Source organism: Actinacidiphila sp. bgisy145 (assembly GCF_057708125.1).
This window is the reverse complement of record NZ_JBYIRL010000008.1, coordinates 60,640-80,094: the sequence shown is the minus strand read 5'-3', so window position 1 is coordinate 80,094 and position 19,455 is coordinate 60,640. Positions and strand designations below refer to the sequence as shown.

General features: G+C 73.3%; 17 protein-coding genes and 1 riboswitch. Of the genes, 10 read left to right on the top strand and 7 right to left on the bottom strand.

The genetic code is table 11. From position 1 onward, the window contains the following. Positions 1-262: 262 nt before the first annotated feature. From rpsB to AC3ERT_RS09300, 9 genes are all read left to right on the top strand, one after another. Positions 263-1,174 carry a 30S ribosomal protein S2 gene (rpsB, locus tag AC3ERT_RS09340; protein ID WP_335981532.1) on the top strand — a complete coding sequence of 304 codons (912 nt, stop codon included), beginning with the start codon at positions 263-265 and terminating at the stop codon, positions 1,172-1,174. 114 nt (positions 1,175-1,288) lie between these two features. After that, complete coding sequence (tsf, locus tag AC3ERT_RS09335; RefSeq protein WP_335981531.1) at positions 1,289-2,125, top strand: translation elongation factor Ts; 837 nt, start codon at positions 1,289-1,291, stop codon at positions 2,123-2,125. 244 nt (positions 2,126-2,369) lie between these two features. Further along, a complete protein-coding gene (pyrH, locus tag AC3ERT_RS09330) occupies positions 2,370-3,179 on the top strand; it encodes a UMP kinase (protein ID WP_335981529.1) in 810 nt (269 codons plus the stop codon). A gap of 118 nt (positions 3,180-3,297) precedes the next feature. Continuing rightward, positions 3,298-3,855, top strand: a complete 558-nt coding sequence (gene frr / locus AC3ERT_RS09325; RefSeq protein WP_335981631.1) for a ribosome recycling factor — start codon at positions 3,298-3,300, stop codon at positions 3,853-3,855. Continuing rightward, positions 3,852-4,931 carry a phosphatidate cytidylyltransferase gene (locus AC3ERT_RS09320; RefSeq protein WP_435173678.1) on the top strand — a complete coding sequence of 360 codons (1,080 nt, stop codon included), beginning with the start codon at positions 3,852-3,854 and terminating at the stop codon, positions 4,929-4,931. Before frr ends, AC3ERT_RS09320 begins: the two co-directional genes overlap by 4 nt. Positions 4,932-5,010: 79 nt before the next feature. Continuing rightward, a complete protein-coding gene (gene rlmN, locus AC3ERT_RS09315) occupies positions 5,011-6,129 on the top strand; it encodes a dual-specificity RNA methyltransferase RlmN (protein WP_435130857.1) in 1,119 nt (372 codons plus the stop codon). A gap of 89 nt (positions 6,130-6,218) precedes the next feature. Beyond that, positions 6,219-6,362, top strand: a riboswitch (TPP riboswitch). Beyond that, entirely contained in the window at positions 6,354-7,460 is a 1,107-nt protein-coding gene (locus tag AC3ERT_RS09310) for a thiamine ABC transporter substrate-binding protein (protein ID WP_435130859.1), read from the top strand. Its footprint overlaps the riboswitch before it by 9 nt. Before the next feature lie 113 nt (positions 7,461-7,573). Further along, positions 7,574-9,181 carry an ABC transporter permease gene (locus AC3ERT_RS09305; RefSeq protein WP_435173677.1) on the top strand — a complete coding sequence of 536 codons (1,608 nt, stop codon included), beginning with the start codon at positions 7,574-7,576 and terminating at the stop codon, positions 9,179-9,181. Then, positions 9,178-10,254, top strand: a complete 1,077-nt coding sequence (locus AC3ERT_RS09300) for an ABC transporter ATP-binding protein (RefSeq protein WP_435173596.1) — start codon at positions 9,178-9,180, stop codon at positions 10,252-10,254. The genes AC3ERT_RS09305 and AC3ERT_RS09300 overlap by 4 nt, the downstream gene beginning before the upstream one ends. Before the next feature lie 6 nt (positions 10,255-10,260). On the opposite strand, the gene AC3ERT_RS09295 is transcribed toward AC3ERT_RS09300, so the two are convergent. From AC3ERT_RS09295 to AC3ERT_RS09275, 5 genes are all read right to left on the bottom strand, one after another. Continuing rightward, positions 10,261-11,337 (bottom strand): LOG family protein, encoded by a 1,077-nt coding sequence (locus AC3ERT_RS09295; RefSeq protein ID WP_435173676.1) that lies wholly within the window; start codon positions 11,335-11,337, stop codon positions 10,261-10,263. A 419-nt stretch (positions 11,338-11,756) separates the two neighbouring features. Continuing rightward, a complete protein-coding gene (locus tag AC3ERT_RS09290; protein WP_435173595.1) occupies positions 11,757-12,947 on the bottom strand; it encodes a hypothetical protein in 1,191 nt (396 codons plus the stop codon). 61 nt (positions 12,948-13,008) lie between these two features. Beyond that, complete coding sequence (locus AC3ERT_RS09285) at positions 13,009-13,803, bottom strand: ABC transporter ATP-binding protein (protein WP_435173594.1); 795 nt, start codon at positions 13,801-13,803, stop codon at positions 13,009-13,011. A 192-nt stretch (positions 13,804-13,995) separates the two neighbouring features. Beyond that, positions 13,996-15,375: an aspartate aminotransferase family protein gene (locus AC3ERT_RS09280; protein ID WP_335981517.1), complete on the bottom strand. Its 1,380-nt coding sequence runs from the start codon at positions 15,373-15,375 to the stop codon at positions 13,996-13,998. A gap of 2 nt (positions 15,376-15,377) precedes the next feature. Continuing rightward, positions 15,378-15,839, bottom strand: a complete 462-nt coding sequence (locus AC3ERT_RS09275; protein WP_435130960.1) for an Lrp/AsnC family transcriptional regulator — start codon at positions 15,837-15,839, stop codon at positions 15,378-15,380. A gap of 206 nt (positions 15,840-16,045) precedes the next feature. Between AC3ERT_RS09275 and AC3ERT_RS09270 the strand changes: the two genes are divergently transcribed. Beyond that, positions 16,046-17,491: a gamma-aminobutyraldehyde dehydrogenase gene (locus AC3ERT_RS09270; RefSeq protein ID WP_335981516.1), complete on the top strand. Its 1,446-nt coding sequence runs from the start codon at positions 16,046-16,048 to the stop codon at positions 17,489-17,491. 102 nt (positions 17,492-17,593) lie between these two features. On the opposite strand, the gene AC3ERT_RS09265 is transcribed toward AC3ERT_RS09270, so the two are convergent. Both AC3ERT_RS09265 and AC3ERT_RS09260 read right to left on the bottom strand, forming a co-directional pair. Next, positions 17,594-18,301, bottom strand: a complete 708-nt coding sequence (locus AC3ERT_RS09265; RefSeq protein ID WP_435173593.1) for a glycerophosphodiester phosphodiesterase — start codon at positions 18,299-18,301, stop codon at positions 17,594-17,596. 4 nt (positions 18,302-18,305) lie between these two features. Continuing rightward, positions 18,306-19,451, bottom strand: coding sequence for an adenosine deaminase (locus AC3ERT_RS09260; protein WP_435173592.1), 1,146 nt, complete (start codon positions 19,449-19,451; stop codon positions 18,306-18,308). Positions 19,452-19,455: the final 4 nt, after the last annotated feature.

The window sequence follows — 19,455 nt, the reverse complement described above, 5'->3', positions numbered from 1 at the left end:
CCCACCGCGCCCCGCCCGCGATGATCTTGGTCCGCACCCTGTGGACAACTCGGGTGTCGCCCGCGGCTCCGGCGGTCCCGTACACTTTCCCTGGCGACCCGGGTCACCGGGTCGACTTCGCACGCCCCGCCACCAACCCCGGACCTTGATGGTCACGGGCGGTGGCCGCGCCCCTCGGTCCCCTGTGGCACGGCGCGTCGGGACGTCAGGCGCGGCCACCGTCCGGCGGCCGCGGTAACCGAGTACCTCAAGGAGTACGGCCATGGCCGTCGTCACGATGCGGGAGCTGCTGGAGAGCGGCGTCCACTTCGGGCACCAGACCCGCCGCTGGAACCCGAAGATGAAGCGCTTCATCTTCACCGAGCGCAACGGCATCTACATCATCGACCTGCTCCAGTCGCTGTCGTACATCGACCGCGCCTACGAGTTCGTCAAGGAGACCGTCGCGCACGGCGGCTCCATCATGTTCGTCGGCACCAAGAAGCAGGCGCAGGAGGCCATCGCCGAGCAGGCGTCCCGCGTCGGCATGCCCTACGTCAACCAGCGCTGGCTGGGCGGCATGCTCACCAACTTCTCGACCGTCTACAAGCGCCTGCAGCGCCTGAAGGAGCTCGAGGAGATCGACTTCGCGGACGTGGCCGCCTCCGGCCTCACCAAGAAGGAACTGCTCGTCCTCTCCCGTGAGAAGGACAAGCTGGAGAAGACCCTCGGCGGTATCCGCGAGATGCAGAAGGTGCCCAGCGCCGTCTGGATCGTGGACACCAAGAAGGAGCACATCGCCGTCGGTGAGGCGCGCAAGCTCCGCATCCCGGTCGTCGCGATCCTCGACACCAACTGCGACCCCGACGAGGTCGACTACAAGATCCCGGGCAACGACGACGCGATCCGCTCCGTCACGCTGCTCACCCGCGTGATCGCCGACGCCGTCGCCGAGGGCCTCATCGCCCGCTCCGGCGCCGCCACCGGCGACAAGAAGGCCGAAGGCGCCGCCGAGCCGCTCGCCGAGTGGGAGCGCGACCTGCTCGAGGGCGAGAAGAAGGCCGACGCCGAGGCCCCCGCCTCTGCCGACGCCCCGGCCGACGAGGCCGCCGCCCCGGCGGAGGAGGCGCCCGCCGCCGCCCCGGCCGACGAGAAGCCCGCCACCACCGAGGGCGACGCCGCCACCGGCGCCTGACTGCCCGCGGACGCGAGCGTCCGGGAACAGCACCACGCGTGACAACGGCGGGGGCCGAGCGCCCCCGCCGTTCACCCGTAGATCCACCGACCATCCGGGAAGAGACTCACACCCATGGCGAACTTCACCGCCGCCGACGTCAAGAAGCTCCGCGAGCTCACCGCCGCGGGCATGATGGACTGCAAGAACGCCCTCACCGAGGCCGAAGGCGACCTGGACAAGGCCGTCGAGATCCTCCGCGTCAAGGGCCAGAAGGGCGTCACCAAGCGCGAGGGCCGCTCGGCCTCCAACGGCGCCGTCGTCTCCCTCATCGCCGCCGACAACTCCGAGGGCGTCCTCGTCGAGCTGAAGTGCGAGACCGACTTCGTCGCCAAGGGTGACAAGTTCGTCGCCGTCGCCGACGCGATCGCCGCCCACGTCGCCGCCACCAAGCCGGCCGACCTCGGTGCGCTGCTCGCCTCCGAGATCAAGGACGGCCAGACCGTCCAGGCGTTCGTCGACGAGGCCAATGCCACCCTCGGCGAGAAGATCGTGCTGGACCGCTTCGCGCAGTTCACCGGCGGCTACGTCGCCTCCTACCTGCACCGCACCAGCCCGGACCTGCCCCCGCAGGTCGGCGTGCTGGTCGAGCTGGACAAGGCCGACGCGCAGACCGCCAAGGACGTCGCGCAGCACATCGCCGCGTTCGCCCCGAAGTTCCTCACCCGCGACGAGATCGACGAGGAGACCGTGGCCAACGAGCGCCGCGTCGCCGAGGCGACCGCGCGCGAGGAGGGCAAGCCCGACGCTGCCCTGCCGCGCATCGTCGAAGGCCGGGTCAACGGCTTCTTCAAGGAGAACGTCGTCCTGGAGCAGGCGTTCGCCAAGGACGCGAAGAAGACCGTGCAGAAGGTGCTCGACGAGGCCGGGGTCACCCTGAAGGCCTTCGCGCGCTTCCGCGTCGGCGTCTGACGTCCGCACCCACCGGCACCCGCCGGTCCGGCCGCAGACACCGACTCGGCCGCCGCGGGCTGCCACCGATGTCCGTACGGCCGCCCGGCGGCCGCGCGGGGCAAGACAGACGGTCCGCCAGGGCCGTACGCGGCCGGCCGCCCGCCGGCCGGCCGCAGAGGTGACGAGGAGGCCATTGCCGTACAGGGAACCGATAAGGACCCACGGCAATGGCCTCCTCGGTACGTGCACGAGGAGATCTCCCATGGATGATGGTGCCGAAGGCGCCCGCAAGGCCCGCGACCACACCCACGAGGGCGGCGGGCAGCAGCACGAAGGCCGCGACGGGACCGCTCCGCGCCGCTACCTGCTCAAGCTCTCCGGCGAGGCGTTCGCCGGCGGCGGCGGGCTCGGCGTCGACCCCGACGTGGTGCACGCCATCGCCCGGGAGATCGCCGCGGTGGTCCGCGAGGGCTACGAGATCGCGGTCGTGCTCGGCGGCGGCAATTTCTTCCGCGGCGCCGAACTCCAGCAGCGCGGCATGGACCGCGCCCGCTCCGACTACATGGGCATGCTCGGCACCGTGATGAACTGCCTCGCCCTCCAGGACTTCCTGGAGAAGGAGGGCATCGAGACCCGGGTGCAGACCGCCATCACCATGGGCCAGGTCGCCGAGCCCTACATCCCGCTGCGCGCCGTCCGGCACCTGGAGAAGGGCCGCGTGGTCATCTTCGGCGCCGGCATGGGCATGCCCTACTTCTCCACCGACACCACCGCCGCGCAGCGCGCCCTGGAGATCGACGCGGTGGCGATGCTGATGGGCAAGAACGGGGTGGACGGGGTCTACGACTCCGACCCGAAGCACAACCCGAACGCCGTCCGCTTCGACGCCCTGGAGTACGGCGAGCTGATCGCCCGCGACCTGCGGGTCGCCGACCTCACCGCGATCACCCTCTGCCAGGACAACAAACTGCCGATCCTGGTCTTCGAACTGCTCGCCGAGGGCAACATCGCCCGCGCGGTCAAGGGTGAGAAGATCGGCACGCTGGTCAACGACCAGGGCACCAGGGCGTGACCGGCGCGGCCGGTATGGACAACAGGCTGCCCGGTCCGACACCGTGCAGGAAGAGCACGAAGACGCGCGCAGGGGCCCGGACCCGACGGCTCTGCCTTCTGAATACCAGGAGCACATGGTGATTGAAGAGACCCTCCTCGAGGCCGAGGAGAAGATGGAGAAGGCCGTCGTCGTCGCCAAGGACGACTTCGCGGCGATCCGCACCGGCCGTGCGCACCCGGCGATGTTCAACAAGATCGTCGCCGAGTACTACGGCGCGGTCACCCCGATCAACCAGCTCGCCTCCTTCGCCGTGCCCGAGCCGCGGATGGCCGTGATCACCCCCTTCGACAGCAGCAGCCTGCGCAACATCGAAGAGGCGATCCGCAACTCCGACCTCGGTGTGAACCCCAGCAACGACGGCCGGATCATCCGCGTGGTGTTCCCGCAGCTCACCGAGGAGCGGCGGCGCGAGTACATCAAGGTCGCCAAGGCCAAGGGCGAGGACGCGAAGATCTCCATCCGCAGCGTCCGCCGCAAGGCCAAGGAGACGCTGGACAAGCTCGTCAAGGACGGCGAGAGCGGCGAGGACGAGGTGCGCCGCGCGGAGAAGGAGCTGGACGACACCACGGCGAAGTACGTGGCGCAGGTCGACGAGCTGCTCAAGCACAAGGAAGCGGAGCTGCTGGAGGTCTGACCTCCGCGGAGCTCCCGCGTAGCCGATGTGTCCTGGCCGGACCCTGCGCGTCCGGGCCGGACCGCCGCACGTTCCCCCCGGCCGACCACCAACCTGACGACGACGCGAGGCGACGTTCCGTGAACGATTCTTCCTGGGGCGCTTCGCCACGCGCCGGTCACGCGGCGGGTTCCGCCACGGAGCCCGGGGTCAGGAGGAAGATCTCCACCATGCCACCGCCACCGTCCGCGCCGCCCCAGGACCCACCGCCGGCCGCGAAGAAGTCCGCCGGGCGCGACCTGCGGGCGGCGATAGGGGTCGGTGTCGGCCTCGGTGCGGTGGTCGTGGCGGCGCTGTTCGTCGTCAAGGCGGTCTTCGTCGGGATCGTCGTGGTCGCGGTGGTCGTCGGGCTGTGGGAGCTGACCTCCCGGCTCGCCGAGCGCAAGCAGATCCACGCGCCGCTGGTCCCGCTGGCGGTCGGCGGCACCGCGATGGTGATCGTCGGGTACGTCCGCGGTGCCGACGGCGCGTGGATCGCGATGGCGCTCACCGCGCTCGCGGTGCTGGTCTGGCGGATGGCCACCCCGCCCGAGGACTACCTGCGGGACGTCACCGCGGCCGTGTTCGCCGCGTTCTACGTGCCGTACCTCGCCACGTTCGTGGTCATGATGCTCGCCGCCGACGACGGTCCGCGGCGGGTGCTGGTCTTCCTGCTGCTCACCGTGATCAGCGACACCGGCGCCTACGCGGTCGGCTGGCGCTTCGGCAGCCACAAGCTCGCGCCCCGGATCAGCCCCGGCAAGACCCGCGAGGGCCTGGTCGGCGCGATCAGCTTCGCGATGGTCGTCGGCGCCCTGCTCATGCAGTACTTCATCGACGGCGGCCACTGGTGGCAGGGCCTGCTCTTGGGCCTGGCCGCGGCGGTCAGCGCCACCCTCGGCGACCTCGGCGAGTCCATGATCAAACGCGACCTCGGCATCAAGGACATGGGCACCCTCCTCCCGGGCCACGGCGGCATCATGGACCGCCTCGACTCCCTCCTCCCCACCGCCCCCGTCGTCTGGCTCCTCCTCGTCTCCTTCGTCGGCCAGGGCTGACCCCCGCCTCCCGGCCCCGTCCCGGCCGCACGCAGCACGAACGGCGCACCGCGCGGAGTCTGCGACACTGGTAGGCATCATGCCTGTACCCGGAGAACTGACGTTTGCCGTGCCGCGCGGGGCCAAGAAGCCGCCGCGGCATCTTGCTGATCTTTCGCCCGCGGAGCGGAGGGAGGCGGTGGCGGCGCTGGGGGAGAAGCCGTTCCGGGCGAAGCAGTTGTCGCAGCACTACTTCGCGCGCTACGCGGACGATCCGGCGACGTGGACGGACATTCCGGTGGGGGCCCGGGGGAAGCTGGCCGGCGACCTGCTGCCGGAGCTGATGACGGTGGTGCGGCACGCCTCGTGCGACGACGGGGAGACCCGCAAGACGCTGTGGCGGCTCTTCGACGGGACGCTCGTCGAGTCGGTGCTGATGCGGTACCCGGACCGGGTGACGATGTGCATCTCGTCGCAGGCCGGCTGCGGGATGAACTGCCCGTTCTGCGCGACCGGCCAGGCGGGCCTGGACCGCAACCTGTCGACGGCCGAGATCGTGCACCAGATCGTCGCCGGGATGCGGTCCCTGCGCGACGGAGACGTGCCCGGCAGCGCGGCCGGCGCCCCGGACCGGCTGTCGAACATCGTCTTCATGGGCATGGGCGAGCCGCTCGCGAACTACCGCCGGGTCGTCGACGCGATCCGGCGCCTGACCGATCCGGCGCCCGACGGGCTGGGGCTGTCGCAGCGCGGCATCACCGTCTCCACCGTCGGCCTGGTCCCGGCCATGCACCGCTTCGCCGACGAGGGCTTCAAGTGCCGCCTCGCGGTGTCCCTGCACGCCCCCGACGACGAGCTGCGCGACACCCTCGTGCCGGTCAACACCCGCTGGAAGGTCCGCGAGGTGCTCGACGCCGCCTGGCACTACGCCGACGTCTCCGGCCGCCGCGTCTCCATCGAGTACGCCCTGATCCGCGACGTCAACGACCAGGCGTGGCGCGCCGACCGGCTCGGCCGGCTGCTGAAGAACCACCGGGTGCACGTGAACCTGATCCCGCTCAACCCCACCCCCGGCTCCAAGTGGACCGCCTCCCGGCCGGAGGACGAGCGGGCGTTCGTGGCCGCACTGGAGGCGCACGGCGTGCCGGTGACCGTCCGTGACACCCGCGGCCAGGAGATCGACGGGGCCTGCGGTCAGCTCGCCGCCTCCGCACGCTGATACGGTGCGCTGGTGTGTTCGTCGTACCAGCAGGACACATGAACAGCAGGACACATGAACCGCACGACCGCAGAACCGCAGGACAAGTGAACATCCGACAGGGGAGCGCCTGAGACGGCGCTGAGAGTGCGGCTGGGACCCGATCCGACGGCAGGACCGTCGAGGGACCCAGGCCGCAGACCCTCCCACCTGATCCGGGTCATACCGGCGTAGGGAGTCACACAGTGAACAGCACCATCCGTCGGCGTGCCATCGGCGCGCTCGTCCTCGCCACCGCCGGCGCCACCGTCCTCGCCGGCTGCGGCTCGAGCTCCAGCTCCGGTTCCGGCTCCTCCTCGGCCGCCGGCAAGCCCTCCAAGACCGTCACCCTGGTCAGCCACGACTCGTTCGCCGCCTCCTCCTCGGTGCTCGCGCAGTTCACCAAGGAGACCGGCTACACCGTCAAGGTGCTGCGCGGCGGCGACGCGGGCGCCGCGGTCAACCAGGCCATCCTCACCAAGGACCACCCGCGCGGCGACGTCTTCTTCGGCGTCGACAACACCCTGCTCTCCCGCGCCCTGAGCAACGGCCTGTTCGACTCCTACACCGCCAAGGGCCTGGACCAGGTCGCCGCGGACGTGCAACTGGACGCCGCCAAGCACCGCGTGACGCCGATCGACTCCGGCGACGTGTGCGTCAACTACGACCGCGCCTACTTCACCTCCCACCACCTCGCGCCGCCGCAGACCTTCGCCGACCTGGTCAAGCCGCAGTACAAGAACCTGCTCGTCACCGAGAACGTCTCCACCTCCTCCCCGGGGCTCGCCTTCCTGCTGGGCACCGCCGCCACCTACGGCGACTCCGGCTGGCAGGCGTACTGGAAGAAGCTGAAGGCCAACGGCGTGCAGGTCGTCGACAGCTGGGAGCAGGCGTACGACAACGCCTTCTCCGGGTCGGCCGCCGGCAAGAAGGCCAAGGGCAGCAAGCCGCTGGTCGTCTCCTACGCCTCCAGCCCGCCCGCCGAGGTGGTCGGCGTCACCCCGCAGCCCGCGCAGTCGCCCGTCGGGGTGGCCACCGGCACCTGCTTCCGCCAGATCGAGTTCGCCGGGCTGCTGCACGGCGCGAAGAACCCCGCCGGCGCCAAGGCGTTCATCGACTTCATGCTCAGCCGGACCTTCCAGCAGGACATGCCGCTCCAGATGTACGTCGACCCGGTCGTGAAGGGCGCGGTCGAACCCGAGGTGTTCACCAAGTACGGCGCGAAGGTCCCGCACCCCACGACGCTGGCGCCCGACAAGATCGCCGCGAAGCGGGACGACTGGGTGAAGTCGTGGAACTCGATCGTCCTGTAGCGCCACGGGAGGGAGCGCCAAAGAACGGGCTGCCGCGCAAGGCCGCACCGCGCAACGCCGCGCCGCGGGCCGACTCCCACCGCGGTAGCCGCCGCGTCCTCACCGGAGCGGCCCTGGCCGCACTGCCGCTGGCGTTCTTCGCCGCCTTCTTCGCCTACCCCGTGGCGGCGATCGTCGGCCGCGGCCTGCACGAGGGCGGCCGCTGGCAGCTCGGCCGGATCGGCGACGTCCTCGGTGACGGCTCGGTCCGGCACGTGCTGTGGTTCACCTGCTGGCAGGCGGCCGCCTCCACCGCGCTGACCCTGGTGGTCGCCCTGCCGGGGGCGTACGCCTTCGCGCGGCTGGACTTCCCCGGCAAGCGGCTGCTGCGGGCCGTGGTCACGGTGCCGTTCGTGCTGCCGACCGTCGTCGCGGGCTCGGCGTTCCTCGCGCTGCTCGGGCAGGGCGGCTTCACCGACAGCCTGTTCGGGGTGCGCCTGGACACCTCGGTGTGGGCGATCCTCATCGCGCACGTCTTCTTCAACTACGCCGTGGTCGTCCGCACCGTCGGCGGCCTGTGGGCCCAGCTCGACCCGCGCCAGGAGGAGGCCGCCCGCATGCTCGGCGCGGGCCGCCTCGCCGCCTGGCGCCGCGTCACCCTGCCCGCGCTCGGGCCTGCCGTCGCGGCCGCCGGGGTGATGGTCTTCCTGTTCACCTTCACCTCCTTCGGCGTCATCCAGATCCTCGGCGGCCCCACCCGCGCCACCCTGGAGGTCGAGATCTACCGGGAGACCGCCGAGATCTTCGACCTGCCCACCGCGGCCGTGCTCACCCTGCTCCAGTTCGCCGCCGTGGCCGCGATCCTGGCCGTGCACGCCTGGACCACCCGGCGTGGGGAGTCCGCGCTGCGCCTGGTCGACCCGGCCGGCACCGCGCACCGCCCGCGCGGCCGGGGCGAACGCGCGCTGCTGGCCGCCGTCCTCGCCTCGGTCGCGCTGCTGATCCTGCTGCCGCTCGGCGTGCTCGCCGCCCGCTCCTTCGACGGCCCGAACGGCTACGGCCTGGCCTTCTACCGCGCGCTCGGCACCACCGGCGGCGACGGCACCTTCCTCGTCCCACCGTTGCAGACCGTCTGGAACTCGGTGCGCTACGCGGCCGCCGCCACCGTGATCGCCCTGGTCGTCGGCGGGCTGGCCGCGGCCGCCCTGACCCGCCGCGGCGGCCGGCTGATGCGCGGCTTCGACGGGCTGATGATGCTGCCGCTGGGCACCTCCGCGGTCACCGTCGGCTTCGGCTTCCTGATCGCCCTCGACAAGCCGCCGCTGGACCTGCGGGACTCCTGGCTGCTGGTGCCGCTGGCCCAGGCGCTGGTCGGCGCGCCGTTCGTGGTGCGGGTGATGCTGCCGGTGCTGCGGGCCGTCGACGAACGGCTGCGGGAGGCCGCGGCGATGCTGGGCGCCTCCCCGCTGCGGGTCTGGCGCGAGGTCGAACTCCCGCTGGTACGGCGGGCGCTGGGCATCGCGGCCGGGTTCGCGTTCGCCGTCTCGCTCGGCGAGTTCGGTGCCACGGTCTTCATCGCCCGCCCCGACAGCCCCACCCTGCCGGTCGCCGTCGCCCGCCTGCTCGGCCGGGCCGGCGAGATGAACTACGGCCAGGCGATGGCGCTGAGCACCATCCTCATGGTGGTCTGCGCGGCCAGCCTGCTGATCCTGGAGTACCCGCTGTCGGAGAGGTCGCGATGACCGGCACCCTGCTGCGCGTGGACGCGGCCACCGTACGGTTCGGGGCGCGCGCCGCGCTGGACGAGGTGAGCGTGGACGCGGCCGCGCACGAGATCGTCTGCGTGCTCGGGCCGTCCGGCAGCGGCAAGTCCACGCTGCTGCGCACCGTTGCCGGGCTCCAGGCGCTCGACGGCGGCCGGGTGCTGCTGGATGGCGCCGACCAGCGGGGCGTGCCCGCGCACCGCCGCGGGGTCGGGCTGATGTTCCAGGACCACCAGCTCTTCCCGCAGCGCGACGTCGGCGGCAACGTGGCGTTCGGGCCGCGCATGCACGGGATGCCGCGCCAGGACCGCGAGCGGCGGACCGCCGAACTGCTGGACCTGGTGGGGCTGCCCGGCGCCGCGGCCCGCCCCGTCGCCACCCTCTCCGGCGGCGAGCAGCAGCGGGTCGCGCTGGCCCGCGCCCTCGCGTCCGAGCCGCGGCTGCTGATGCTCGACGAGCCGCTGGGCCAGCTCGACCGCTCCCTGCGCGAACGGCTGGTCGTCGAACTGCGTCGGCTGTTCGGGCAGTTGGGCACCACCGTGCTGGCCGTCACGCACGACCAGGGGGAGGCGTTCGCGCTCGCGGACCGGGTGGTGGTGATGCGCGACGGGCGGATCGTGCGCAGCGGTACGCCCCTCGAGGTGTGGCAGCAGCCCGGCTCGGAGTTCGTGGCCCGCTTCCTGGGGTTCGACAACATCACCGACGCCGTGGTCAGCGGTGGTGTCGCGGTGACCGCCTGGGGCAAGCTCGCCGTCCCCGACGGCACCCCCGACGGCGAGCACCGCCTGCTCGTGCGGCCCTCGGGCGTACGGCTCGGGCCGGCCGACGGCGCCGGACCGCGCTGCGAGGTGGTCTCGCGGACCTTCCGCGGCGGCCATGTGGGAGTGCTGCTCCAGCCCGCGCAGGGGCCCGCCCTCGAAGCGGAGTGCGCGCTGCGCGACGCGCCGGAGATCGGCGCCCGGGTGGGCGCGGTGTTCGCCCCCGAGGACGTCGTCGTCCTCGCCCGGTCCGCCGTACGGGCCGCTCCCGGCGAACGCCCGGCCGCGGGGTGAGGCGGGCTACGCGCTGAGGCGGGCCAGCGCCGCGGGCACCTCGTCGACGCTGTCGACCAGGGTGATGCGCGCGCTCATGGGCCGGCCGTCGGCGAGGGCCTGGAGCAGCGGCCAGACGGGCAGCTCGGCGGTCCAGTGGGCGTGGTCGACCAGGACCATGGGGGCCGGGTCGCCGTGCGAGCCGTAGTAGTTGGCGGTGGCGGCGTCGAAGACCTCCTGGACGGTGCCGGCGGCGCCCGGCAGGAAGACGGCGCCGGCGGTGCAGCGTGTCAGGAGCCCGTCCTCACGGGTGGCGTTCGCGAAGAACTTCGCGATGTGCGCGGCGAACGGGTTGGGCGGCTCGTGGCCGTAGAACCAGGTGGGCAGGCCGTAGGAGGGCCCGCCGTCCGGCCAGCGCTCGCGCACCTCGAAGGCGGTGGACGCCCAGGCGTCGACGGAGGGCGCGAAGGACGGGGTGCCCGCGAGGACGTCGAGCGCCTTGCCGAGCATCACGTCGTCGTACGCGGCCGCGTACGCCCCGAAGTTCGCCGCCTCCATCGCGCCCGGGCCGCCGCCGGTCGCCACGGTCAGCCCGGCGGTGGCCAGCGCGCGGCCCAGCCGGGCGGCGCCCGCGTACGCCGGGGTGCCGCGCTCCATGGCGTGCCCGCCCAGCACGCCCACCACCTGCTCGCCGCCGAGCTGCTCGTCCAGGGCGTCGGAGACCGCGTCGTCGTGGACGGAGCGCAGCATGGAGGCGAACACGTCGCGCTCGGCGGCGGTCCGCAGCCACCAGTCGTACGTCAGCGCGTCCGGTGTCGCGCCGTAGCCGCTCTCGGCCAGGCCCGCGTACAGCTCCTCGGGCCGGTAGGGCGCCGCGCGGTAGGGGTCGAAGGGCAGGCCGGGCACCGGCGGGAAGACCAGCGCGCCGCCGGCCCGCACCTGGGCCAGCGCCTGCGGCTCCATCGGGCAGCCGAGGAAGACCGCCTGCGAGGTGTCGGTGACCAGCAGCGCGAAGGTGCGGGAGGTCAGGTCCACCGCCCGCACCCGGCAGTCCGCGAAGGACCCGCCGAGCGCGACCGCGTCGAACTCCTCCAGCGTCTCCACCTCGCGGGTCCGGCGGACACCTTCCGGCGCGGCGCCCGAGGGCGCCTTCGGCGGCTCGGGCGGCACCGGGCCGCGGTACGGGCCGGCCGCGGGACGCGGCAGCCGCGGACGGGAGGGACGGGGCGAGTCTGGGGAGGTAGGCGCTGCCACGCGAGCACGATAGCGCGCCGCGGTCGGCGCCGGGCCGCCGCGAAGAGGGACAGCGGCGGCGCGCCGTTGACGCGGCGCCGCGTGCGGGAGGACCGCGCGCGGCGCCGGGGACGGATCGGGACGGGGGGAGGGGCCACGGGCCGGGAAGGGGACGGGCTACGGGCCGGGAAGGGGACGGGTTACGGGCCGGAAGGGGAGGGGCTGCGGACTGGGAAGGGGACGGGTTACGGGCCGGGAGGCGGAGGGGCTGCGGACCGGGAGAGGGAGCGCTAGGGCGTCGGCGAGAGCGCCGCGACCAGCAGCGCCGGCACCAGGAACGCGACCGCCAGCACGCCGGCCCGCACCGCCGCCGACGCGCGCAGCACCGCGGCGGGCGCCGCGAGTTCGCGCAGCGCGGCCCGCGCGGACGCGCGCGCGGCGTGGGACTCCCGCGCGGCCAGCGCGGCCGAGGCCAGCACGCACATGCAGATCAGCAGCACCGCGCAGGTGGTGACCGGCCCGAGGCTGCGGCCGCTGTCCTGGTGCAGGCCGTAGCCGGCCACCAGCGCCGCCACGGTCGCCGAGAGCAGGCCGAGCGGGCGGCCGAGCCGCCGCGCCTCGTGCTGGAGCCCGCGCCCGGCCAGCAGCCGCAGCCCGCCGGGCCGGTAGGCGGCGAGCAACCGCCCGCAGGCGTGGACCAGTCCGGGGCCGGCCAGCACCAGCCCGGCGGCGGTGAGCACCCAGCCGCCGACCGCGGCCGGCGCCATCGCGCCCAGGCCGCTGGGCAGCGGGAAGGTGTGCCGGTCGGGGGCCGTCGCCTCGAGCGCCAGCCCGACGGCGATCAGCGCGACGCCCCACGGGAGCCCGGCGGGCACCTGCTCGTCCGGTTCGATCGCGCCCGCGTCCGGGCCGCCCGGGCGGGCACGGCCCCGGTCCGGCCGCTGCCCGTCCGTCCGCCGTCCGTCGGGGCGCTGCTCGGTGCGCAGCCGTGCCGCGCTCGCGGCGCCCGCCGCCAGCGGGACCAGGGCCAGCAGCGTGACCGCCCCGGCGAGCGGCAGGCTGTGGCCCGCCGCCAGGAGCCCGGGGCCGACGCCGTGGTAGGGCACACCGGTCACGTCGCCGCGCAGTTGGAGGAAGACCAGCAGCGCCAGCACGCTGCCGCACGCGCACACCAGGGTCACCGTCGCCGCGGCGAGCAGCACCAGGCCGTTCCGGCCCAGGCCGACCGCGGTGAGCCCGGCCCGGGGCCAGCCGGTCGACTGGGCGCGGCCCACCGCGACCGCCAGCTGCACGCTGACGATCGCCGGCACCACGCACCAGCCGAGGCGTACCACCGTGTGCGAGGCGCCGCCGGGGTGGGCCAGCGCCCAGCCGAGGGCCGCCAGCAGCAGCAGTCCGGTGCCGCACGACGCGAGGGCGGCCAGCACCCACCGGCCGAGCGCCGCCGGACTCGCCCCGCGCAGCAGCCGCAGGCTCAGCACCGGCCGCACCCCCCGCGGCCGGCCGCGCTCCGCCCGGGGCGCGGGCGCCGTACGCGGGCGTTCATACGCTGGCCGGGCGGGGAGCGGCCAGGTCCGGGTTCTGCCCCGTCCCCTTGCCCTTGCCCTGGGCCGGCCCCTTGCCCTGGGCGGCGCCCTGGCCCGAGTTCTGCTCCGGGGCGGTGGTCACCACGCGGCCGTCGGCGAAGGGCACGGTCCGGTCGGCGTGCGCGGCGATGTCGGGGTCGGCCGTGGCCAGCACGACGGTGATGCCGTGGGAGCGGGCCGCGCTGGTGAGGGTGCGCAGCACGTGCGCCCGGTCGTCGCGGTGCAGCGTCGCGGTCGGCTCGTCGGCGAAGACCACGGCCGGGCCGGTGACCAGCGCGCGGGCCACGGCGACGCGCTGGCGCTGCGCGGCGGACAGCCCGGCCGGCCGGCTGCGGGCGACGTCGCCGATGTCGAGGCGGTCCAGCCACTCGCGGGTGGCGGTCCGCGCGGTCCGGCTGCTCTCGCCGCGCAGCAGCAGCGGCAGGGCGGCGTTCTCCCACACGTTCAGCTCGGGCAGCAGGTGCGGGTCGGTGCCGACCCAGCCGAACCGGTCGCGGCGCAGCCGCTCGCGGGCGGGGTCGGGCAGCGTGTGCACCGGGCCGCTGTTGAACCAGACCTCGCCCTCGTCGGGGACGAGCTGTCCGGAAAGGCAGCGCAGCAGCGTCGACTTGCCCGCGCCGCGCGGTCCGGCGAGCGCGAGGATCTCCCCGGCCCGCACGCTGACCGACACGCCGAGCAGCGCGGGCGAGCCCTGGTAGGAGTGACGCAGGGCGCGAGCCCAGAGCACGTCGTTGTCGGGCGGGGCCTCCATGCCGTACCTCCGCGGATCGCGAGTTCACCCGGGCAACGAGCCCGGGACGTGTCCGGTCACTGCTCGGCACGCTATGCGCGGCCGCCGCGCCCGCCCCGCAGGCGCCCCCGCGAACCCCCCGATCGGCGCAGCCCGCCCCCTGCCGGGTGGCAGGGGGCGGGCTGCGGTCCGTGCTCAGCGGCCGGCGGCCGGTCAGAGCTTCGTCCACGCCTCCTTGAGCACGCCGCGCAGGATGGACTCGATCTCGTCGAAGAGCGGCTGCTCGGCGATGAGCGGCGGGGCGAGCTGGATCACCGGGTCGCCGCGGTCGTCGGCGCGGCAGTACAGCCCGTTGTCGAAGAGCGCCTTGGACAGGAAGCCGTACAGCACGCGCTCGGTCTCCTCGTCGGTGAACGTCTCCTTGGTCGCCTTGTCCTTGACCAGCTCGATGCCGTAGAAGAAGCCGTTGCCGCGCACGTCGCCGACGATCGGCAGGTCCCGCAGCTGGTCGAGGGTGGCGCGGAAGGCCGCCTCATGGTCCAGCACGTGCTGGTTGAGCCCCTCGCGCTCGAAGATGTCGAGGTTGGTGAGGGCCACGGCCGCCGAGACGGGGTGGCCGGCGAAGGTGTAGCCGTGCAGGAAGGTGTTGCCGTCGCGGTAGAACGGCTCGGCGAGCCGGTCGGAGACGACGCACGCGCCGATCGGGGAGTAGCCGGAGGTCATGCCCTTGGCGCAGGTGATCATGTCGGGCACGTAGTCGAACTTGTCGCAGGCGAACATGGTGCCCAGCCGCCCGAACGCGCAGATCACCTCGTCGGAGACGAGCAGCACCCCGTACCGGTCGCAGATCTCGCGGACCCGCTGGAAGTAGCCGGGCGGCGGGGGGAAGCAGCCGCCGGCGTTCTGCACCGGTTCGAGGAAGACCGCGGCCACGGTGTCGGGGCCCTCGAAGAGGATCTCCTGCTCGATCTGGTCGGCGGCCCAGCGGCCGAACGCCTCCGGGTCGTCGCCGTGGATCGGGGCGCGGTAGATGTTGGTGTTGGGCACCTTGCGGGCGCCGGGCACCAGCGGTTCGAACGGGGCCTTGAGCGCGGGCAGTCCGGTGATGGACAGGGCGCCCTGCGGGGTGCCGTGGTAGGCGACCGCCCGCGAGATCACCTTGTACTTGGTGGGGTTGCCGGTCAGCTTGTGGTACTGCTTCGCCAGCTTCCAGGCGGTCTCCACCGCCTCGCCGCCGCCGGTGGTGAAGAAGACCTTGTTCAGGTCGCCGGGCGCGTACCCGGCCAGCCGCTCGGCGAGCTCGACCGCCTTGGGGTGGGCGTAGCTCCAGATCGGGAAGAAGGCCAGCTCCTGCGCCTGCTTGTAGGCGGTCTCGGCGAGTTCGTGGCGTCCGTGCCCGGCCTGCACCACGAACAGCCCGGACAGGCCGTCGATGTAGCGCTTGCCGCGCGCGTCGTAGATGGACGCGCCCTCGCCGCGGACGATGGTCGGCACCGGGGCGTCCTGGTAGTCCGACATGCGGGTGAAGTGCATCCACAGGTGGTCGTAGGCGGACTTCGACTGGTCGGGCTGCTCGGCGTGCGAAGCGGTCATGGCTATCTGGTTCCCCAGGTGTAGGTCTGCTTGCGGAGCTTGAGGTAGACGAAGGTCTCGGTGGTGCGGACGCCCGGCAGCGCGCGGATGCGCTTGTTGATCATCTCCAGCAGGTGGTCGTCGTCCTCGCAGACGATCTCCACCAGCAGGTCGAACGAGCCGGCGGTGAGCACCACGTACTCGACCTCGTCGAGGGCCGCGAGCGCGTCGGCGACCGGCTCGAGGTCGCCCTCGACGTTGACGCCGACCATCGCCTGGCGGCGGAAGCCGACGGTGAGCGGGTCGGTCACCGCGACGATCTGCATCACGCCCTGGTCCAGCAGCTTCTGCACCCGCTGGCGCACCGCGGCCTCGGACAGCCCCACCGCCTTGCCGATCGCCGCGTACGGGCGGCGCCCGTCCTCCTGGAGCTGTTCGATGATCGCCTTCGAGACCGCGTCTATCGAGGCGGAGGCGCCGTTCATGTCACGAGTGGCCACGCGCACCACTGTGCAGGAGAGGTCGACGGTCCCGCAAGCCCCGCACGATGAATTCCGTTGTGTTAAGCCGCCTGCAACACTGAATCGGTTGTTGTAGCCCGGCGGGCGTGTCGAATACGGCAGTCCTGGCGTTAAGCTGGGCGGCGTCTCACTACATGGACACGAACCGGATGGACCAGGGAGCAAGCGCCGTGACCGAACTCCGTACTCTGCGCAACCACATCGACGGAGAATTCCGCGACGCCGCCGACGGGCGCACCACCGAGGTGGTCAGTCCGGTCACCGGCCGGGCGTACGCGACCGCGCCGCTGTCCGGCAGGGCCGACGTCGACGCGGCGATGGCCGCCGCCCGGGCGGCCTTCCCCGGCTGGCGCGACACCACGCCCGCCGAGCGGCAGAAGGCGCTGCTGAGGATCGCCGACGCCATCGAGGCGCGCGCGGACGAACTGGTCGCGGTGGAGAGCGAGAACACCGGCAAGCCGCTCGCGCTCACCGCGAGCGAGGAGGTCCCGCCGATGGTGGACCAGATCCGGTTCTTCGCCGGCGCCGCCCGGCTGCTGGAGGGCCGCTCGGCCGGCGAGTACATGGAGGGCCTGACCTCGATCGTGCGACGCGAGCCGGTCGGGGTGTGCGCGCAGGTCGCGCCGTGGAACTACCCGATGATGATGGCGGTGTGGAAGTTCGCCCCGGCGATCGCGGCGGGCAACACCGTGGTGCTCAAGCCCTCCGACACCACCCCGGCCTCCACCGTGCTGCTCGCCGAGATCATCGCCGGGGTGCTGCCCAAGGGCGTGTTCAACGTGGTCTGCGGCGACCGCGACACCGGCCGGCTGATGGTCGAGCACCCGGTGCCGGCGATGGCGTCCATCACCGGCTCGGTCCGGGCCGGCATCGAGGTCGCCGGGTCCGCCGCCAAGGACGTCAAGCGGGTGCACCTGGAACTTGGCGGCAAGGCGCCGGTGGTGGTCTTCGACGACCTCGACAGCCAGGCGCTCGCCAAGGCCGCCGAGGACATCGCCCTCGCCGGGTTCTTCAACGCCGGCCAGGACTGCACCGCCGCCTGCCGGGTGCTCGTGCAGGAGGGCGTGCGCGAGGAGTTCACCGCGGCGCTGGCCAAGGCCGCCGCCGCCACCAGGACCGGCCTGCCCGACGACGAGGACGTGCTCTTCGGCCCGCTCAACAACGCCAACCAGCTCGCCCAGGTCGCCGGGTTCGTCGACCGGCTGCCCGCGCACGCCAAGGTCGAGGCCGGCGGCCACCGGGTCGGCGAGGAGGGCTACTTCTACGCGCCCACCGTCGTCTCCGGGCTGCGGCAGGACGACGAGGCGGTGCAGCGCGAGGTGTTCGGCCCGGTCATCACCGTCCAGTCGTTCACCGACGAGGAGCAGGCGGTCACCTGGGCCAACGACGTGGACTACGGCCTGGCCTCCTCGGTGTGGACCAAGGACCACGGCCGGGCGATGCGGATGTCGAAGAAGCTCGACTTCGGCTGCGTGTGGATCAACACCCACATCCCGCTGGTCGCCGAGATGCCGCACGGCGGGTTCAAGCAGTCCGGCTACGGCAAGGACCTGTCCGCGTACGGCTTCGAGGACTACACCCGCATCAAGCACGTCATGACCTCGCTGGAGGCGTGAGCGCGAACCCCGCCGGCGGCCGGTGCGCACCGAGGAGTGCGGACCGGCCGCCGGCGCGTCAGCGCCGCGCGCCGCGTACGGTGCTCAGCCCGCGTACGGTGCTCAGGCCGCCTTCGCGCGCAGCCGCAGCAGCACCTCCGGACGGTTGGTGGTGACCGCGTCCACCCCGGCCGCGACCAGGCGGGACATCGAGCGGCGCCAGTCGGCGGTCCAGGCGGCGACCAGCAGCCCGCGGTCGTGCGCCCACGCTACCGTCGCCGGATCGGCCAGCCCGAAGCGGAGGTTGAGCCAGCGCGGGGCGAGGCCGTTCAGCAGCGCGTCGGCCGGGCGCGCGGACGTCGTCCAGGTCATCGCGATCTCGGCGGCGGGCTCCAGGGCCCGCACCTGGCGCATCGCGGCCAGCTTCCCGCAGTAGTAGACCCGGTCCGCCGCACCCGCCTCCCGTACCGCCCGGACGGCCGCGGGCGCCTGGTCGGCCTCGGTCAGGTCGATCAGCATCCGTGTCCGGTCCGGGCCGGCCAGCAGCTCGGCGAGCGCGGCCGCGAAGGACGGCACCCCGCCGCCGGTCGCCTCGGCCACCTCGTCGTAGGCCAGCGAGGCCACCGGAGCCACGACGCCCCACAGCCGCTCCAGCGTCGGGTCGTGCAGCAGCACCGGCACGCCGTCCCGGGTGAGGCGGACGTCCACCTCCACGACGTCGGCGCCCTTGCGCAGCGCCGAACGCACCGACGGCAGCGTGTTCTCGCGGTGGGTGTAAGGGTCGCCCCTGTGGGCGACGACCGTTACCCCGTGCCCAGGGCGCGCGGCCACGGCGTCAGCCCCGCGCGGAGGGGACGCCGGGGCCGCCCGCGGCGGCGCCGTAGGACAGCGTGTAGGCGTCGATCTCCGCCGCCAGCCGCGCCTTGCCCGCCGGTTCCAGGAAGGACGCGTGCACCGCGTTCTTCGCCAGCTCCGCGACACCCGCGCGGTCCAGCCCCAGCAGCCGGGCGGCCACCGCGTACTCGGTGTTCAGGTCGGTGCCGAACATCGGCGGGTCGTCGCTGTTGACGGTGACCAGCACGCCCGCCTCGGCCATCCGCCGGATCGGGTGCTCCTCGATGTCGGTCACCACCCGGGTGGCGATGTTGGAGGTCGGGCAGACCTCCAGCGGGATGCGGTGCTCGGCGAGGTGGTCCAGCAGCCGGGGGTCCTGCACGGCGCTGGTGCCGTGGCCGATCCGCTCGGCGCCCAGCACGTTCAGGGCGTCCCAGATCGTCTGCGGCCCGGTGGCCTCCCCGGCGTGCGGCACGCTGTGCAGCCCGGCCGCCCTGGCCCGGTCGAAGTACGGCTTGAACTGCGGGCGCGGCACCCCGATCTCGGGCCCGCCCAGGCCGAAGGAGACCAGGCCCTCCGGGCGCAGGTCCAGCGCCAGGTGCGCGGTCTGCTCCGCCGAGGCCAGGCCCGCCTCGCCGGGGATGTCGAAGCACCAGCGCAGCACCACGCCCAACTCCGCCTCCGCGGCCTTGCGCGCGTCCTCGATCGCCTCCATGAACGCCTGCTCGGGGATGCCCCGGTTCGTCGAGGAGTAGGGCGTCACGGTCAGCTCGGCGTAGCGGATCTGCTGCCGGGACATGTCCCGCGCGACCTCGTACGTCAGCAGCCGGATGTCCTCGGCGTCGCGGATCAGGTCCACCACGGACAGGTAGACCTGGATGAAGTGGGCGAAGTCCCGGAAGGTGAAGTAGTCGGCGAGCGCGGCCGGGTCGGCGGGCACCTTGGAGTCCGGGTGCCGCGCGGCCAGGGCGGAGACGATCCGCGGGGAGGCGGAGCCGACGTGGTGGACGTGGAGTTCGGCCTTCGGCAGCCCGGCGATGAAGGCGTCCAGCCCGGTGCCGGGTGCGGTGCCGGGCGCGGCGGCGGGGGCACTGCCCGCGGGGGCGGTCCCGGCGGCGGGGGAGGGGCCGGGTGCGGTCTCGGGCATGCGG

What these genes read in the sequence shown, in the direction of transcription:
- pyrH (WP_335981529.1), top strand. Translation starts at nt 2,370, where the DNA reads ATGGATGATGGTGCCGAAGGCGCCCGCAAGGCCCGCGACCACACCCAC.
- AC3ERT_RS09260 (WP_435173592.1), bottom strand. Translation starts at nt 19,451, where the DNA reads ATGCCCGAGACCGCACCCGGCCCCTCCCCCGCCGCCGGGACCGCCCCC.
- tsf (WP_335981531.1), top strand. Translation starts at nt 1,289, where the DNA reads ATGGCGAACTTCACCGCCGCCGACGTCAAGAAGCTCCGCGAGCTCACC.
- AC3ERT_RS09285 (WP_435173594.1), bottom strand. Translation starts at nt 13,803, where the DNA reads ATGGAGGCCCCGCCCGACAACGACGTGCTCTGGGCTCGCGCCCTGCGT.
- rpsB (WP_335981532.1), top strand. Translation starts at nt 263, where the DNA reads ATGGCCGTCGTCACGATGCGGGAGCTGCTGGAGAGCGGCGTCCACTTC.
- AC3ERT_RS09300 (WP_435173596.1), top strand. Translation starts at nt 9,178, where the DNA reads ATGACCGGCACCCTGCTGCGCGTGGACGCGGCCACCGTACGGTTCGGG.
- rlmN (WP_435130857.1), top strand. Translation starts at nt 5,011, where the DNA reads ATGCCTGTACCCGGAGAACTGACGTTTGCCGTGCCGCGCGGGGCCAAG.
- AC3ERT_RS09275 (WP_435130960.1), bottom strand. Translation starts at nt 15,839, where the DNA reads ATGAACGGCGCCTCCGCCTCGATAGACGCGGTCTCGAAGGCGATCATC.
- AC3ERT_RS09280 (WP_335981517.1), bottom strand. Translation starts at nt 15,375, where the DNA reads ATGACCGCTTCGCACGCCGAGCAGCCCGACCAGTCGAAGTCCGCCTAC.